Here is a 16,968-nt window from a genome sequence, read left to right on the forward strand (position 1 = left end):
CCTAGTCCGCCGTCTTGAGACGGCCGAACCCACGAAAACCCAACGATTCCATGACCTCCGAACGTTATAACGCCCGCGACGCCGAACCGCGCTGGCAACGCCTCTGGGACGAGCAGGCGATCTTCGTCTCCAGGAACGACGATCCGCGGCCGAAATACTATGTGCTCGAGATGTTCCCCTACCCCTCCGGGCGCATCCATATCGGCCATGTCCGAAATTACACGCTCGGCGACGTGCTGGCCCGCTTCATGCGCGCCAAGGGTTTCAACGTGCTGCACCCGATGGGCTGGGATGCCTTCGGCCTGCCGGCCGAGAACGCCGCGATCGAGCGCAAGGTCGCCCCGAAGGCCTGGACCTACGACAACATCGCCGCGATGAAGAAACAGCTTCGCTCGATCGGGCTCTCGCTGGACTGGTCCAGGGAGATCGCGACCTGCGATCCCAGTTATTACAAGCACCAGCAGAAGATGTTTCTGGACTTCCTGCGCGAAGGTCTCGCCGAGCGCGAGAAGCGCAAGGTGAACTGGGACCCCGTCGACATGACCGTGCTCGCCAACGAGCAGGTGATCGACGGCCGCGGCTGGCGCTCCGGCGCCGTGGTCGAGCAGCGCGAGATGAACCAGTGGGTCTTCAAGATCACGAAGTACTCGCAGGAGTTGCTGTCGGCGCTGGACGGGCTGGACCGCTGGCCCGACAAGGTCCGGCTGATGCAGCGCAACTGGATCGGCCGCTCGGAGGGCCTCCTGATCCGCTTCGCGCTGGATCCGGCGACAACGCCCGCCGGCGAGAACGAGCTGAAGATCTTCACAACGCGGCCCGACACGCTGTTCGGCGCAAAATTCATGGCGATCTCGGCGGATCATCCGCTGGCGCAGGCCGCAGCTGCGAAGAGCCCTGATCTCGCGGAGTTCATCGCCGAGATCAAGAAGATCGGCACCGCGCAGGAGATCATCGACACCGCGGAGAAGCAGGGCTTTGACACAGGCATCCGCGCGGTGCATCCGTTCGATCCGTCCTGGAAGCTGCCGGTCTATGTCGCCAACTTCGTGCTGATGGAATACGGCACCGGCGCCATCTTCGGCTGCCCCGCGCACGACCAGCGCGACCTCGACTTCGTCAACAAGTACGCTCTCGGCAACACGCCGGTGGTGTGCCCGGAAGGCCAGGATCCGAAGTCGTTCGTCATCACCGACACCGCCTATGACGGTGACGGCCGCATGATCAATTCGCGCTTCCTCGACGGCATGACCATCGAGCAGGCCAAGGACGAGGTGGCGAAGCGTCTCGAGAGCGAACTGCGCGGCAATGCGCCGGTCGGCGAGCGCCAGGTGAATTTCCGCCTGCGCGACTGGGGCATTTCGCGCCAGCGCTATTGGGGCTGTCCGATTCCGGTCATTCACTGTCCGAAGTGCGATGTGGTGCCGGTGCCGGATGCCGATCTGCCGGTGAAGCTGCCTGATGATGCGACCTTCGACAGGCCGGGCAACGCGCTCGATCATCATCCGACCTGGAAGCACGTCACCTGCCCCAAATGTGGCGGCAAGGCCCAGCGCGAAACCGACACCATGGACACCTTCGTGGATTCGTCCTGGTACTTCGCGCGCTTCACCGATCCCTGGAACGAGAACGCGCCGACGACGCCCGCCGTCGTCAACCGGATGATGCCGGTCGACCAGTATATCGGCGGCGTCGAGCACGCGATCCTGCATCTGCTCTACAGCCGCTTCTTCGTGCGCGCGATGAAGGCGACCGGCCATATCGCGATGGACGAGCCGTTCGCCGGCATGTTCACGCAAGGCATGGTGGTGCACGAGACCTACCAGACGGCCGACGGCACCTATGTGCAGCCGGCCGAGGTGAAGATCGAGGTCGGCGGCAACGGGCGCCGCGCGACGTTGCTGACGTCAGGCGAAGACATCCAGATCGGCCCGATCGAGAAGATGTCCAAGTCGAAGAAGAACACGGTCGACCCCGACGACATCATCGAAACCTACGGCGCCGACGTCGCCCGCTGGTTCATGCTGTCGGACTCCCCGCCCGATCGCGACGTGATCTGGAGCGACGAGCGCGTCCAGGGCGCCTCGCGCTTCGTGCAGCGGCTGTGGCGGCTGGTGAACGATTCCGTCGAGCTCGGCAAGGGTGCGCCGACGGCCCGGCCGGCCAGCTTCGGCCCGGACGCCACCGCCTTGCGCAAGGTCGCCCACGGTGCACTGGACAAGGTCACCACCGGTATCGAGCGGCTGCACTTCAACGTCTGCCTCGCCCATATCCGCGAGTTCACCAATTCGTTTTCGGAAGTGCTGCAGCGACCCGTCCAGCCCGCCCCGGACCTTGCTTGGGCGATCCGGGAGGCCAGCCAGATCCTGGTCCAGCTATTCTCGCCGATGATGCCGCATCTGGCTGAGGAGTGCTGGCAGGTCCTGGGGCAGAAGGGGCTGGTTTCGGAGGCCAATTGGCCCCAAATCGAACGCGATTTGCTAGTTGAAGACAGCGTGACCCTGGTGGTCCAGGTCAACGGCAAGAAGCGGGGGGAGGTCACAGTTGCAACAGCGGCCCAGAATCCGGAAATCGAGGCTGCCGTTTTGGCCCTCGATGCGGTAAAGCTGGCGCTGGATGGCAAGCCCGTCCGCAAGGTGATCATCGTCCCCAAGAGGATCGTGAATGTTGTCGGCTAGGATCCGTATCGCAGCCCGCTTGCTGGCGGTCGCCGCCCTGGCGGCGCTGACGGCCGGCTGCTTCCAGCCGATGTATGCCGAGCGAACCGACGGCACCCCCGGCCTGCGTGAGAAGCTGATGGGGGTGGAGCTGCCCCCGATCAACAAGCCCAATGCCTCGCGCGAGGCCCGCGTCGGCGTCGAAATCCGCAACGCTCTGGCCTTCAAGCTTTACGGTACGGCGACGGGCATGCCGCCGACCCACCGACTGGACATCCGCTTCACCACCACCCGCTCCTCGCTGATCGTCAGCGCCACGACGGGACTGCCGACCAGCGAAAATCTCGGAATCGATGCCCAGTACAATCTGGTCGAAGTCGTGACCGGCAAGTCTGTCATGACCGGCTCGACCTTCTCACGCGTGTCCTATGACATGCCGGGGTCCTATCAGCGCTTCTCGCGCACCCGCGCCGTGCGCGATGCCGAGGATCGTGCCGCCAACGAGATCGCCGAGAACATCACGACCCGGCTCGCCTCGTTCTTCACCGCGGGAACGTAGTTCATTCCTGTCATTCCGGTGCGCCCGCAGGGCGAACCCGGAATCTCGATCCCCAACCTCTGGATTCCGGGTTCGCGCTGCGCGCGCACCGGAATGACAGTTAGCTCACATGGTCGCACTGCGCGGAAAAGAGATCGACGCCTTCCTCGCCCGCCCCGATGCGGGCCGTCCGATCATCCTGCTCTACGGTCCCGATGCCGGCCTCGTGCGCGAGCGCGCCGATGCGCTGATCGCATCGGCGGTCGACGATCCCAACGATCCGTTCTCGCTGGTCAAGCTCGACGGCGACGAACTCTCCGCCGAGCCCTCGCGCCTCGTCGACGAGGCCATGACGGTGCCGCTGTTCGGCGGCCGCCGCGCCATCCGCGTTCGCGCCGGCTCGCGCAGCTTCGCCAGCGGCATCGAGACGCTGGCCGAGATGAACGTGAAGGATTGCCGCATCGTGATCGAGGCTGGCGAGCTCCGCCCGGAATCGCCGCTGCGCAAGACTTGCGAGCGCGCCAAGACGGCGGTGGCGATCGGCTGCTATCCCGATACCGAACGCGATCTTGCCAGGCTGATGGACGATGAGCTTCGCATCGCGAATTTGCGCATCGCGCAGGACGCCCGCGCAGCGCTGATGTCGTTCCTCGGCGGTGATCGCCAGGCCTCGCGCAACGAGCTGCGCAAGCTGACGCTCTACGCCCACGGCAAGGGCGAGGTCACGCTGGACGATGTCATGGCCGTGGTCGCCGATGCCTCAGAACTGAAGCTCGATCCAATCGTCGACGGCGCCTTTGCCGGGCGGCCCGACATCGTCGAGAGCGAATTCGCCAAGGCGATGATCGCCGGCACCTATCCCGGCGTGATCATCTCCGCCGCACAGCGGCAGGCCGCGTGGCTGCACAAATCCGCGCTCGCGATCGCAGACGGCACGCCGGCCTCCGCCGTGCTCGACGGCGGCTTTCCGCGGCTGCATTTTTCGCGAAAGCCCCAGGTCGAAACCGCGCTGCGCAATTTCAGCCCGGCGCGGCTCGCCGCCATCATCGAGCAGCTTGCGACCACCGCGCTCGACACCCGCAAGCAATCCACCCTCGCCGCCGCAATCGCCCAGCGTACGCTGATGGCGATTGCCGCGAACGCGAAGCGACGGGGTTAGGCCTTCGCTCCCTCCGCGTCGGACGTAACTCTCTCCACCCGTCATTGCGAGCGCAGCGAAGCAACCCAGCGTCCCTCCGCGGGTGTGGATGCAGACGCGCGCCACATACTCGTCTCGCCCAGCGAACGCAGAGGACGAGAGCCGGGCTTACAGCGCGCCCTTCGCCAGCCGCTTCATCACCTCGTCGAGCTGATCGAGGTTGCGGTAGTTGATCTGCACGGAGCCACCGGGATCGCGGTGATTGACGGTGACCTTGAGACCGAGCGCGTCGCTGACGCGCCTTTCGAGGTCGAGCGTATCAGGGTCCTTTTCCTTGCCCCCAGTGGCGCGCGCCTTCTGGGGCTTGCGCTCGGGTACGCCCTCTTCATGCGCCAGCGCCTCGGCCTGGCGGACGTTGAGACCCTCCTCGACGATGCGCTTGGCGGCGGCGAGCGGATCCGGCACGCCGATCAGGGCGCGGGCGTGGCCGGCCGTCAGCTCGCCGGTCGCGATGAAGGCCTGCACCTCGGCCGGCAGCTTCGTCAGCCGCATCATGTTGGCGACGTGGCTGCGGCTCTTGCCGACGACCTTTGCGATGTCGTCCTGGCTGCGTTTGAACTCGTTGGCGAGCGCGTGATAGCCCTGCGCCTCTTCCATCGGGTTGAGGTCTTCGCGCTGCACGTTCTCGATGATCGCGAACTCCAGCGCATCGCTGTCGCTAATGTCGACCGGAACGATCGGCACGTCATGCAGGCCCGCGAGCTGCGAGGCGCGCCAGCGCCGCTCGCCCGCGATGATCTCGTAGCGGTCCTGCGCGCCCTTCACCGGACGCACCACGATCGGCTGGATCACGCCGTGCTGCTTGATGGAGTCGGAGAGCTCCTTGAGCTCGGTCTCCGAAAAATTGCGGCGCGGGTTGCGCGGGTTGGGCTTGATGAATTCGATCGGCACCTTGCGCTGCGCGCGCGGACGATCGACATGCTGAGCCTCGCCGCCGACGTCACCGATCAGACTCGCAAGACCTCGGCCCAGTCGCGAACGCGCTTCGTCGGCCATCGCCAGCTCCCTTGGATTCACGGTGCAGCACTCCAGAACTGAATTGTCGAAACTTGTAGGATGGGTAGAGCGAAGCGAAACCCATCGCTGTTCGTGCGTGTGATGATGGGTTTCGCTGCGCTCTACCCATCCTACGGGTCAACGTCGCGTCAATGCGTCGTGCGCAGTTCGCGCTCGCGCTGGATCACTTCGGTGGCAAGCCGCAAGTAGGCTTCGCTGCCGACGCATTTGAGATCGTAGACCAGCACCGGCTTGCCATAGGACGGCGCCTCGGAGATGCGCACGTTGCGCGGGATCATGGTCTTGTAGACCTTCTCGCCCATGAACTGCCGGACGTCGGCGACGACCTGGTTCGAGAGGTTGTTGCGCGAGTCGAACATGGTCAGCACGATGCCGTGGATCGACAGGTTCGGATTGAGCGTCGAGCGCACCTGCTCCACCGTCTGCAGCAATTGCGACAGACCCTCGAGCGCGAAGAACTCGCATTGCAGCGGCACCAGGATCGCGTCGGAGGCCGCCATCGCGTTCACAGTGAGCAGGTTGAGCGAAGGCGGACAGTCGATCAGCACATAGGTGTAGTCGGCATCCGGCGAGACGTTGTTGTTGAGCGCGCCGATGGCGTCGCGCAGCTTGAAGGCGCGGCCGGGCGTGGTGCCGAGCTCGAGCTCAAGGCCGGAGAGGTCCATGGTCGAGGGCGCGATGTGCAGCCGCGGCACCGCGGTCGAGACCACCGCCTCGCGCAAGGCGGCTTCGCCGACCAGCACGTCGTAGGTCGAGCAGGAGCGGTTGCGGCGATCGATGCCGAGGCCGGTCGAGGCGTTGCCCTGCGGATCGAGATCGACGATCAGGACGCGCTCGCCGATCGCCGCGAGCGCCGTGCCAAGGTTGATCGCTGTGGTTGTCTTTCCTACCCCGCCCTTCTGATTCGCCAACGCAAGAATGCGCGGGTGGCCATGAGGGACCTCATGGGTCTCTTGGGCCGGCTGCTCTTGCTGTGGTTCGTCAATCACACTCATCGCAATTCCCCACTCACCCCTGAACGCCTCAGCTGCGCCGTTCGGCGGCATTCAGCTCCACGATCCAACCATCACCCGTTCGACTTTGGTGGAGCTGAGGCCGAATATTCCAATATTTAGCGGCTTCGGTCAATTCAGCCTCTACATCTTGACCCTTGAGAAATAGCGCCTTCGCGCCTTGGCGCATCAGCGGCTCCGCAAAGCCGATGAGTTGATGTAGCGGAGCCAGTGCACGCGCGGTGACGCAATCGACGGGACCGGTGATTCTATCCACATTATCCCCGATCTCAGCGAGATGTACGACTCCCGGAGATGTGGTGACGCGAATCGCTTCGCGCAGGAAAGCCGCTTTCTTGGCGATTCGCTCGACAAGGTGGACGCTCGCGCCCGGTGTCCCCGCCATGGCGCAGGCCAGGACGACGCCGGGGAAGCCGCCGCCGCTGCCGAGGTCTGCCCAGCATTTTGCAGTGGGCGCCAGATCGACCAGCTGGAGCGAATCGGCGATGTGCCGCGTCCAGAGCTGCGGCAAGGTCGAAGGTGCGACCAGATTCGTCTTAGCCTGCCACTCGCGCAGCAGGGCGATGTAGCGATCGAGCCGCGCCTCGGTTTCACGTGAAACGGGAGCAAGCTTGAGCGCCGCGATCTTGTCGGCTGCGATGATCGAGTCGAGTGCCTGATCGTTGGCGCTGGCCTTGTCGATCCTCGGCTTGGCCGGCGGTTCGGTTCGCCGGCCAGCCCCCTCACCCATCGCGTTCTTTCCTGATGACGATCTGCCGCCGCCCGGCCCGCGCTGTTTCACGTGAAATGCCTAGGCGATCGCCTTCGAGGTCTTCCGTGCCTCGCGGCGGAGGTAGGCCGCGAGGATACCGAGTGCCGCCGGCGTCATGCCGTCGATCCGGCCGGCTTGGCCAACGGTGAACGGCCGCGCCTTCTCCAGCTTGGCACGGACCTCGTTGGAGAGACCCGGGACCTGCTGGTAATCGATGTCCGACAGCACCATCCCCTCGTCGCGCCGGAACGCTTCGACGTCGGCGCTCTGGCGCTCCAGATAGACGTCGTACTTCGCGTCGATCTCGAGATGGGTCGCAATGACGGGATCAATCGCCGCCAGCTCCGGCCAGATCGCGCGGACTTGGCTCCAGCCGATGTCTGGATACGCCATCAACTCGAAGGCCGACCGCCGCTGGCCATCCCGGTTCAGGGACAGGCCATGCTTGATCGCCTCGTTCGGAGTGATGCTCAGGGACTTCGACAGCATCCGGGCTGCGTTCAGGGCGTGCATCTTGGTACGGTGGTGCCGGATTCGAGCACTGCCGACACATCCCAAGGCGATTCCCTTCTCGGTCAGGCGCTGGTCCGCATTGTCGGCCCGCAACGTCAAACGATATTCAGCCCTGGAGGTGAACATCCGATAGGGCTCGCTGATCCCGCGGGTGACGAGGTCATCGATCATCACGCCGAGATAGCCGTCAGCCCGGTCGAACACCGTCAGCGCGGCCCCACTGGCGGAGAGCGCAGCGTTCAGGCCGGCCACGATGCCCTGCCCGGCGGCCTCTTCATACCCCGTGGTGCCGTTGATCTGCCCGGCCAGGAACAGACCACGCAGGCGCTTGGTTTGGAGGGTCGGATCGAGTTCACGGGGATCAATGTGGTCGTATTCAATGGCGTAGCCCGGGCGGACCATCTTCACCCGCTCCAGGCCTGGAATGCTGGCGACGATCGCAAGCTGGACCTCCTCCGGCAGCGAGGTCGAGATCCCGTTGGGATATACGGTCGTATCGTCGAGCCCTTCCGGCTCCAGGAAGATCTGATGGCCGTCGCGGTCGCCGAAGCGGACGATCTTGTCTTCGATCGAGGGGCAATAGCGCGGCCCGGAGCTCCTGATCTGGCCTGAGTACATCGGAGAACGATGGACATTGGCGCGGATCACCTCGTGGGTGGCGGCCGTGGTCCGGGTGATCCCGCACTGGATCTGCGGGGTCGTGATCCGCTCCGTCATAACCGAGAACGGCTCCGGGGGCTCGTCTCCGGGCTGCATCTCGACGGCGGCCCAGTCGATCGTGGTCCCGTCCAGACGTGGCGGAGTGCCGGTCTTGAGCCGTCCGAGGGTGAAGCCGGCACGCTCAAAGGAGCCGGAAAGACCCATGGCGGGCGCCTCGCCGACACGGCCGGCCGGCCAGCTCTTCTCGCCGAGATGGATCAGACCGCGGAGGAATGTGCCGGTGGTGACCACAACCGACCCTGCCCGAAGCTCCCGACCATCCGCCAGGCGAAGACCTGTGACGCGCCCTTCGCCCACGATCAGCTTGTCGGCCTCGCCTTCGATGACTGAAAGACCCTTGGTTTCCTGGATGGCGGTCTGCATGGAAGCCGCATAGAGCTTCCGGTCCGCCTGGGCGCGCGGACCACGAACAGCGGGCCCCTTGCGGCGATTGAGAACACGGAACTGGATGCCACCGGCGTCGCCAACCCGGCCCATCAGACCGTCGAGAGCGTCGACTTCGCGGACCAGATGACCCTTGCCGAGACCGCCGATGGCCGGATTGCACGACATCGCGCCGACAGTCGAGAAACGGTGCGTCACCAGAGCGGTCGTCGCACCCATTCGCGCGGCAGCAGCCGCGGCCTCACAGCCGGCGTGGCCGCCGCCAATCACGATGACGTCGAAACTCTCTCGCTCTGTTCGCATGGGCGGATTTCTAGCTCAGAGGCGAGAAAGCCGGAAGAGGAAACTGGGAAAGCGGGAGTGTTTCACGTGAAACACGGTTTCCTCGGCCCAATTCAATTTTGCGAAAACAACCCCATGCACAGTAGGGGAAGCGTTGAAAGGAAACTCGTTTCACGTGAAACAAAACGGCCCATTGACAGAAAACGGGCTCCCAAAAGCTGGGAGTGATCTTCCTAAGCCGATTACCTCAGCAGCGTCATCGCCGACTGGAACACGACGGCGTCACCTGCACCTGGAAGAGATAAGCTGGATTGCACCGCAAAGACGCGTTTCACGTGAAACGCAAACAATGGAACAAGAGCTAGTTCTACAATGAAGAACTAATGCTACTTTCCAATACAGAACTTCTGGAAGATGGCACCAAGGACGTCTTCGACGTCCACGCGGCCGAGCAGCCGGCCCAGGGCATAAGCAGCAGCACGCAGCTCTTCAGCGGCGAGCTCCTCACCGTTGTCTACAAGCTCAAGGCTCCGGCGCAAGCTGTTTGAGGCCCGGCTCAACACGTCGCGCTGGCGGGCCCGGGTCACCAGGGCACCCTCGGTAGTTCCGAAAAACTCCGAAGCGAATTTTACCAGCGCATCCATCAGTTCGGGGATCCCATCACCCCGGCTCGCCGAGATCCCGAACTCACCACTCGGCCGGATTCCCCCGCCCCCGCCAAGGTCGATCTTGTTGCGGACGATCCAGACCGCCCCTTCTGATCGATCGCCGCCTTCCGATTTCCGAAGTGACCGCACCGCGTCCGGATCGGGGGCTTGCTCCCCCTCGACCAGCCACAGCACGAGATCGGCATCCTCGGCTCGCGCCCGCGCCCGACGCACGCCCTCCTGCTCCACGGGGTCATCGGTCTCGCGAATGCCGGCGGTGTCGATGACGGTGACGGGATAGCCGTCGAGATCGAGCTGCACCTCGATGACGTCGCGCGTGGTGCCGGCATAGGGCGAGACGATCGCGACTTCGCGGCGGGCGAGCTGGTTGATCAGCGTGGACTTGCCGACATTCGGCTCGCCCGCGATCGCAACCACGAGGCCGTCGCGCAGGCGTTCAGAATGCCCCTGTGCCGCAAGGACTTTTGCGATTTCATCGTGAAGGGCCTCGATCGCCTTCACCGCCGGCGCCCTCAACTCCTTGGGCACGTCGCCCTCATCGGAAAAATCGATGCCGGCCTCGATCAGCGCGGATGCCTCGATGATCCGCTCGCGCCAGTCGCGCGCGCGATCCCCGAGCAGCCCCTGCAACTGGCGCAGCGCCTGGCGGCGCTGGCGGTCCGTGTCGGCATGAATGAGATCGTCGAGTCCCTCGACTTCAGTTAAATCAAGCTTGCCGTTCTCGAAGGCGCGCCGGGTGAACTCGCCCGGCTCGGCTGCGCGCGAATTCGGAATATTAGCAATTTGTTCAAAGAGCGCCGCCAGCACCGCCCGGCCGCCATGGACGTGAAATTCGGCGACGTCCTCGCCGGTCGCGCTGCCCGGTCCCGGAAACCAGAGCACGACGGCATAGTCGATCGCCTGGCCCGCGCCGTCGCGGAGCAACCGGCGGCTCGCCTGCCGTGGCGGCGGTAGCTCGCCCGCGAGCGTCGCCAGCACCGTACTGGCTTGCGACCCCGATACGCGCACCACAGCGATAGCGCTGGGCGCCCGGCCGGATGACAGCGCAAAAATGGTCTGGTCTCGCGGATGCATGGCCTATTTGTGCAGCTGTCAATGAAAAGGCAAATATCCATTTGCAGCCCGGCCGGCGGCGGGGTTTTGCTGCAGAAAATCCCGCAGCAATAGTCTTACTGCACCGCAACATAATCGCAGTATTTTGCTGCAGGAACGCCTGCCTGAACCAGGTTTCGGCTAGCGAAATTCAAGTATTATTTCTTTATATCACCACATTGGCAGACGCTGGCAACCCGTCGGCACGGCGCCCCATACTGCAATCTCGCCGCAGCAAAGCTTGCAACAAAAAGGCGCCCGAAGGCGCCCTCTGAACCTTTGCTGCACTGCACTCAGGTGTTCATGGAGTCGAAGAACTCCGAGTTGCTCTTGGTCGAGCGCAGCTTGTCGAGCAGGAAGTCGATCGCATCCATCGTCCCCATCGGGTTGAGGATGCGGCGGAGCACGTACATCTTCTTGAGCACCTGCGGATCGGTGATGAGCTCCTCCTTGCGGGTGCCGGAACGCGAGATGTCGATCGCCGGGAAGGTGCGCTTGTCCGAGACCTTGCGGTCCAGGATCAGTTCCGAGTTGCCGGTGCCCTTGAACTCTTCGAAGATGACTTCGTCCATGCGGCTGCCGGTATCGACCAGCGCGGTCGCGATGATGGTCAGCGAGCCGCCCTCCTCGATGTTGCGGGCGGCACCGAAGAAGCGCTTCGGGCGTTGCAGCGCGTTGGCGTCGACACCGCCGGTCAGCACCTTGCCGGATGACGGCACGACGGTGTTGTAGGCGCGTCCCAAGCGCGTGATCGAATCGAGCAGGATCACGACGTCGCGGCCATGCTCGACCAGGCGTTTTGCTTTTTCGATCACCATCTCGGCGACCTGAACGTGGCGCACAGCCGGCTCGTCGAAGGTGGAGGACACGACCTCGCCCTTCACCGAGCGCTGCATGTCCGTGACTTCTTCCGGACGCTCGTCGATCAAGAGCACGATCAGATAGCATTCGGGATGATTGTGCGTGATCGAATGGGCGATGTTCTGCATCAACACGGTCTTACCGGTGCGCGGCGGCGCCACGATGAGCGCGCGCTGGCCCTTGCCGATCGGGGCGACGATGTCGATCACGCGTGCAGACAGGTCCTTTCGCGTCGGATCGTCGATTTCCATGCGGAAGCGCTGGTTCGGAAACAGCGGCGTGAGGTTGTCGAAATTGACCTTGTGCTTGGACTTTTCCGGGTCCTCGAAATTGAGCGTGTTGACCTTCAGCAGCGCGAAATAGCGCTCGCCCTCTTTCGGGCTGCGGATATGGCCTTCGATGGTGTCGCCGGTGCGCAGGCCGAAACGGCGGATCTGCGAGGGCGAAACGTAGATATCGTCCGGGCCCGGCAGATAGTTCGCATCCGGCGAGCGGAGGAAGCCGAAGCCGTCGGAGAGGACCTCGACGACGCCCTCGCCGACGATGTCGGTCTCGGCGAGCGAGAGCTGCTTGAGGATGGCGAAGAGCAGCTCCTGCTTGCGCATGGTGCTTGCATTCTCGACCCCGTTCTCTTCCGCGAACGAGACGAGCTCAGCCGGGGTTTTCGACTTGAGGTCCTGGAGTTTGATTTCCCGCATTGGGGTGGTCCTGTGGGGTAACCTGAAAGAGGGGGGCGCGAGGAGGCTCTGAAATGCGGACGTGAGAAGGTAAGGTCCGCAGGACTGGCAAGGTTAAGTGCCGGTGAGGCTTCAAACCTGATGCGGTGTCCGGCCTCTGGAAAGCTCGGACACAACCACATCCGCCTGCGTTGGGTGGGATATCGACAATATAGAAAATCGCTCCCAGCTCCGCAAGCCGAAGCGCTGAGCTAATCGTCGCGCACCCTGCCTAGAACGGCTTCACGACCACCATGACGACGATGACGATCATCAGAACAGTCGGTACCTCATTGATTATTCGATAGAATTTCTGGCTCCGCGGCCGCCTGTCGGCGGCAAAATCCTTCAGCCAGCGGGAAAAAAAGCCGTGCACCGCCGACATCGCCAGAACCAGTGCCAGTTTTACGTGCAGCCAGCCGAACGAGAACCAGTGGCCGGACCATGCCAGATAGAGCCCGGCGAGCCAGGTGACGATCATGGCGGGGTTGATGATCGCCTTCAGCAGCCGACGTTCCATCACCTTGAAGGTTTCCGACTGCTTCGAGCCGATCTCGGCCTCGGAATGATAAACGAACAGACGCGGCAGATAGAGCATGCCCGCCATCCAGGAGATGACGGCGATCACATGCAACGCCTTGATCCAGAGATAGACGTCCTCGAACATTTTCTGCGCCCGGATTTGCGCCCAACGCTGGGAGCGCTGGGGATAGTAAGAACCCGTTAAGGTCTTACCCTGCACACATACCCGTCCGTAGCGCCTTCCTCAAATCTAGAATCTTAGATTCTTAAGGTTTGAGTCTTTGTGACCGTGGATTGGACTCACGCAATTCCGTCCGTGAGTTCACGCGCGCTTGTTCACATCCATCCACATATCCCGGATAGCTCTGGCGACTTCCGATAAGGCGGTCGGCTTCAAAGGCTTGTGCGTTTCTATCGGCAGCTTATCAAGGGGGTTGTCCGCGATATCCCGTTTCCATCTCGGCAGGGTGCCGGACTTGCCCTGACGGGCAGCGGTGTGAAGAAAATCGGCCGTTGTCCCGCCCCTGGTGTCGCACATCCCTTTCCGAGGGGTTAAGCTCCACAGAAATCCACAAACCACCCCAACGAAATTCAAAGGGTTTCGGTGCCGAGCTCGAACAATTATTTCCATCTCCACCTGGTCTCCGACTCCACGGGTGAGACGCTCATTACCGTGGCGCGCGCGGTCGCGGCTCAATACGCCAACGTGACGCCGGTCGAGCACGTCTATCCGCTGGTGCGCAGCCAGAAGCAGCTCGACCGCGTGCTCGACGAGATCGAGGAGGCGCCGGGGATCGTGCTGTTCACGCTGCTCGAGAAGGATCTGGTCGCCAGGCTCGAGGACAAGTGCAAGCAGATCAACGTTCCGAGCCTGTCGATCATCGGCCCGGTGATGCAGCTGTTCGAAGCCTATCTCGGCGCGGCGACCACGGGCCGGGTCGGCGCCCAGCACGTCCTCAACGCGGAATATTTCAAGCGTATCGACGCGTTGAACTACACGATGATTCATGACGATGGTCAGCATGTCGAAGGTCTCGACGAGGCCGACGTGGTCCTGGTGGGCGTGTCCCGCACCTCGAAGACACCGACCTCGATCTATCTCGCCAACCGCGGCATCCGCACCGCCAACGTGCCGCTGGTTCCAGGCATTCCGGTGCCCTCGCAATTGGAGACGTTGACGCGGCCGCTGGTCGTCAGCCTGCACGCGACGCCCGAACGCCTGATCCAGATCCGACAGAATCGCCTGCTGTCCATGGGGGCCGAGTCCGGCAGCGACACCTACACCGACAAGCAGTCGGTCACCGAGGAGGTCGCGTTCGCGCGAAAGCTGAGCGCCAAGCATGACTGGCCACTGCTGGACGTCACGCGACGTTCGATCGAGGAAACCGCGGCGGCGATCATGAAGCTCTACAGCGATCGCCAGCGCAACCGTCCCTCGGGCTAGTTTGCACGATGGGTGTGTGGCGCGGCAAATCTCCGTTGATCCTGGCCTCACAAAGCAGCGCGCGCAAAATGCTGCTCGCCAATGCCGGGCTCGAATTCGAGGCCGTGACAGCCGATATCGACGAGCGCGGCATTCAGGCCGAGTCGAGGCTTTCACACCCGCGCGAGATCGCCCTGTTGTTGGCGCGCGAAAAGGCCAAGGCTGTTTCGTCAGGTTATCCAGGAAGCTACGTGGTCGGCGCCGATCAGACGCTGGCCCTCGGCAACCGTCTCTTCAACAAGCCCGCAGGCCGCATGCAGGCGTTGGCGCAATTGCGCGATCTTGCCGGCAAGAGCCACGAGCTGAATTCCGCCGTAGCCGTGGCGCGCGACGGCAGGATCGTTTTCGAGGACGTCTCGGTCGCCCGCATGACCATGCGGGAGATGACCGAGGCCGAGCTTTCGGCCTATCTCGATGCTGCCGGCGATGCCGTCACGACCAGCGTCGGCGCCTATCAGCTCGAAGGCGTCGGCATCCATCTGTTCGAGCAGATCGAGGGTGATCATTTCACCATTCTCGGCCTGCCGCTGCTGCCGCTGCTTGCGTTCCTGCGCCACGAGCGGCTAGTTGCAGTGTGAATGACAGACTTGGCCATGGCTTGATGCGGATCCTCGGACTGACCGGCTCGATCGGGATGGGCAAATCCACCACCGCGAAATTATTCGCGGAGGCAGGTGTCCCCGTCTACGATGCCGATGCCGCCGTGCATCAGCTCTATGAGGGCGAAGCAGCCCCCGCGATCGAGGCCGCCTTCCCCGGCACCACCGTGAACGGCAAGGTCGATCGCCCCAAATTGTCGGCGCGCGTCGTACACGATCCCGCCGCCATCAAGCAGCTCGAGCAGATCGTCCACCCGATGCTTGGCGAGTCCCGGAAGAAATTCTTCGCCGATGCGGAAGCTGCCGGCGCGCCGGTCGTGGTGCTGGACATCCCCTTGTTGTTCGAGACCGGCGGCGAGAAGCGCATGGATGCCGTGGTCGTGGTCTCGACCTCGGCGGAACTCCAGCGCGAGCGGGTGCTGGCGCGCGGCACGATGGACGAGGCGAAGCTCGACGCCATCATCGCCAAGCAGATGCCAGATGCCGAAAAGCGTCGGCGCGCCGATTTCGTGGTGGATACGTCACACGGACTTGAACCGGTGCGGGCGCAAATCGCGCACATTCTGGCCGAGGTCGTTAAGATGCCGCAGCGGCGAGCCTGATTCGCCGTCCCACACGGCTTCCAAGACATGCGCGAAATCGTCCTCGACACCGAAACGACCGGCCTCGATCCCCTCCGCGGCGACCGACTGGTCGAGATCGGCTGCGTCGAGATCCTGAACCGCATGCCGACGGGACAGAGCTTTCACGTCTACATCAACCCTGAACGGGACATGCCGGCGGAAGCCTTCGCGGTGCACGGATTGTCGTCCGAATTCCTGGCGACGAAGCCTTTGTTCCACGAGGTCGCCGACGAGTTTCTTGCGTTCATCGGCGACGCCCCGCTGGTGATCCACAACGCCTCGTTCGACATCGGCTTCATCAATGCCGAGCTCGATCGCATTAAGCGTGCCGCGATCCCGCGCGAGCGGCTGGTGGACACGCTACTGCTGGCGCGCCGCAAGCATCCCGGCGTGTCCAATCGGCTCGACGATCTCTGCTCGCGCTATGCGATCGACAATTCACACCGTACCAAGCACGGCGCGCTGCTGGACGCCGAGCTGCTGGCCGAAGTCTATGTCGATCTGGTCGGGGCGCGACAGTCGCAGCTGCTGCTGGCTTCGGACACCCAGGAGATTCGCGTCAGTGCGGCCGGGGATGCGCCGCGGCGGCAGCGCCCGGTGCCGCTTGCGCCACGGATTTCGGAGGCCGAGCGCGAAGCCCATCGGGCCTTCATCGCGACACTTGGCGACAAGGCGATCTGGAACGAGTACCTGCCCGCTCCAGCCGCGGCGGCGGCCGGTCAGGCCTGACCAGCTTGACCCTGAGCGGCCATTTGCCGCTCCATGTTCTGGCGATAGAGGCCGACGAAGTCGACCGGATCCAGCATCAGGGGCGGGAACCCGCCGTCGCGCACCGCGGTCGCGATGATCTCGCGCGCGAACGGGAACAACAGGCGCGGACACTCGATCATGACCAGCGGGTGCAGGTTCTCCTTGGGCACGTTGACGATCCGAAACACGCCGGCATAAGCGAGCTCGAACGAGAACATCACTTTACCTGCGGTCTCGGCCTTGCCCTCGACCGACAACGTCACTTCGAACTCCTGTTCGCTGAGATTGTTGGCGCTGACGTTGATCTGGATGTTGATCTGCGGCGGCTGGCCCTGCTGCTGGAGCGAGCTCGGGGCGTTGGGATTTTCGAACGAGAGGTCCTTGGTATATTGCGCCAGCACGTTGAGCTGGGGAGCCTGGGCCGCCTCGGGAGGGGTGCCGTTACCATTGGTCATGAAAGTCTCTCCTTACCCGATTGGGGCTGAATTTCGCGGCGGTTGGCTAACATAGGGCCGCCTCGTTCCACAAGGACGAACGGTCCCGGATCGGGAATTCGGGCCGCGCCCGCGGCTTGGACGTACATC

General features: G+C 63.5%; 15 protein-coding genes. 7 read left to right on the forward strand and 8 right to left on the reverse strand.

Annotated elements, in window-relative coordinates:
- The first annotated feature begins 50 nt into the window (after positions 1–50).
- From leuS to holA, 3 genes are all read left to right on the forward strand, one after another.
- Complete coding sequence (gene leuS, locus XH87_RS14975; protein WP_271587885.1) at positions 51–2,675, forward strand: leucine--tRNA ligase; 2,625 nt, start codon at positions 51–53, stop codon at positions 2,673–2,675.
- Complete coding sequence (gene lptE, locus XH87_RS14980) at positions 2,662–3,213, forward strand: LPS assembly lipoprotein LptE (RefSeq protein ID WP_158669398.1); 552 nt, start codon at positions 2,662–2,664, stop codon at positions 3,211–3,213. Before leuS ends, lptE begins: the two co-directional genes overlap by 14 nt.
- A gap of 109 nt (positions 3,214–3,322) precedes the next feature.
- On the forward strand, positions 3,323–4,351 hold the full coding sequence (holA, locus tag XH87_RS14985; protein ID WP_271587886.1) for a DNA polymerase III subunit delta: 1,029 nt from the start codon (positions 3,323–3,325) through the stop codon (positions 4,349–4,351).
- 147 nt (positions 4,352–4,498) lie between these two features.
- Here the strand turns inward: holA and XH87_RS14990 are convergent, their stop codons facing one another.
- The 7 genes from XH87_RS14990 to hemJ form a co-directional block, all read right to left on the reverse strand.
- Positions 4,499–5,386 (reverse strand): ParB/RepB/Spo0J family partition protein, encoded by an 888-nt coding sequence (locus XH87_RS14990; protein WP_271587887.1) that lies wholly within the window; start codon positions 5,384–5,386, stop codon positions 4,499–4,501.
- Between the two features lie 149 nt (positions 5,387–5,535).
- Entirely contained in the window at positions 5,536–6,402 is an 867-nt protein-coding gene (locus XH87_RS14995) for a ParA family protein (protein WP_035711999.1), read from the reverse strand.
- A 28-nt stretch (positions 6,403–6,430) separates the two neighbouring features.
- The gene (gene rsmG, locus XH87_RS15000) at positions 6,431–7,150 is read right to left on the reverse strand and encodes a 16S rRNA (guanine(527)-N(7))-methyltransferase RsmG (protein ID WP_442868276.1); all 720 of its coding nucleotides are present in this window, start codon (positions 7,148–7,150) and stop codon (positions 6,431–6,433) included.
- 60 nt (positions 7,151–7,210) lie between these two features.
- Positions 7,211–9,091 (reverse strand): tRNA uridine-5-carboxymethylaminomethyl(34) synthesis enzyme MnmG, encoded by a 1,881-nt coding sequence (gene mnmG, locus XH87_RS15005; protein WP_271587889.1) that lies wholly within the window; start codon positions 9,089–9,091, stop codon positions 7,211–7,213.
- A gap of 365 nt (positions 9,092–9,456) precedes the next feature.
- Positions 9,457–10,812, reverse strand: coding sequence for a tRNA uridine-5-carboxymethylaminomethyl(34) synthesis GTPase MnmE (gene mnmE / locus XH87_RS15010; protein ID WP_271587890.1), 1,356 nt, complete (start codon positions 10,810–10,812; stop codon positions 9,457–9,459).
- A gap of 311 nt (positions 10,813–11,123) precedes the next feature.
- Positions 11,124–12,389, reverse strand: a complete 1,266-nt coding sequence (gene rho, locus XH87_RS15015) for a transcription termination factor Rho (protein WP_061880048.1) — start codon at positions 12,387–12,389, stop codon at positions 11,124–11,126.
- A gap of 250 nt (positions 12,390–12,639) precedes the next feature.
- Positions 12,640–13,074 (reverse strand): protoporphyrinogen oxidase HemJ, encoded by a 435-nt coding sequence (gene hemJ, locus XH87_RS15020; protein WP_158669355.1) that lies wholly within the window; start codon positions 13,072–13,074, stop codon positions 12,640–12,642.
- A 459-nt stretch (positions 13,075–13,533) separates the two neighbouring features.
- Between hemJ and XH87_RS15025 the strand changes: the two genes are divergently transcribed.
- From XH87_RS15025 to dnaQ, 4 genes are read left to right on the forward strand one after another with little or no spacing between them, the layout of a single operon-like run.
- Complete coding sequence (locus XH87_RS15025) at positions 13,534–14,373, forward strand: pyruvate, water dikinase regulatory protein (RefSeq protein WP_035712018.1); 840 nt, start codon at positions 13,534–13,536, stop codon at positions 14,371–14,373.
- A gap of 8 nt (positions 14,374–14,381) precedes the next feature.
- Positions 14,382–14,990, forward strand: a complete 609-nt coding sequence (locus XH87_RS15030) for a Maf family nucleotide pyrophosphatase (RefSeq protein WP_271587891.1) — start codon at positions 14,382–14,384, stop codon at positions 14,988–14,990.
- 23 nt (positions 14,991–15,013) lie between these two features.
- Entirely contained in the window at positions 15,014–15,613 is a 600-nt protein-coding gene (gene coaE / locus XH87_RS15035; RefSeq protein ID WP_035712022.1) for a dephospho-CoA kinase, read from the forward strand.
- A 27-nt stretch (positions 15,614–15,640) separates the two neighbouring features.
- Positions 15,641–16,363: a DNA polymerase III subunit epsilon gene (gene dnaQ / locus XH87_RS15040; protein WP_271587892.1), complete on the forward strand. Its 723-nt coding sequence runs from the start codon at positions 15,641–15,643 to the stop codon at positions 16,361–16,363.
- Here the strand turns inward: dnaQ and secB are convergent.
- The gene (gene secB, locus XH87_RS15045; RefSeq protein ID WP_100233246.1) at positions 16,354–16,839 is read right to left on the reverse strand and encodes a protein-export chaperone SecB; all 486 of its coding nucleotides are present in this window, start codon (positions 16,837–16,839) and stop codon (positions 16,354–16,356) included. The genes dnaQ and secB overlap by 10 nt on opposite strands.
- Between the last annotated feature and the right edge of the window lie 129 nt (positions 16,840–16,968).

The organism is Bradyrhizobium sp. CCBAU 53415, from assembly GCF_028128735.1.
Classification (GTDB): domain Bacteria; phylum Pseudomonadota; class Alphaproteobacteria; order Rhizobiales; family Xanthobacteraceae; genus Bradyrhizobium.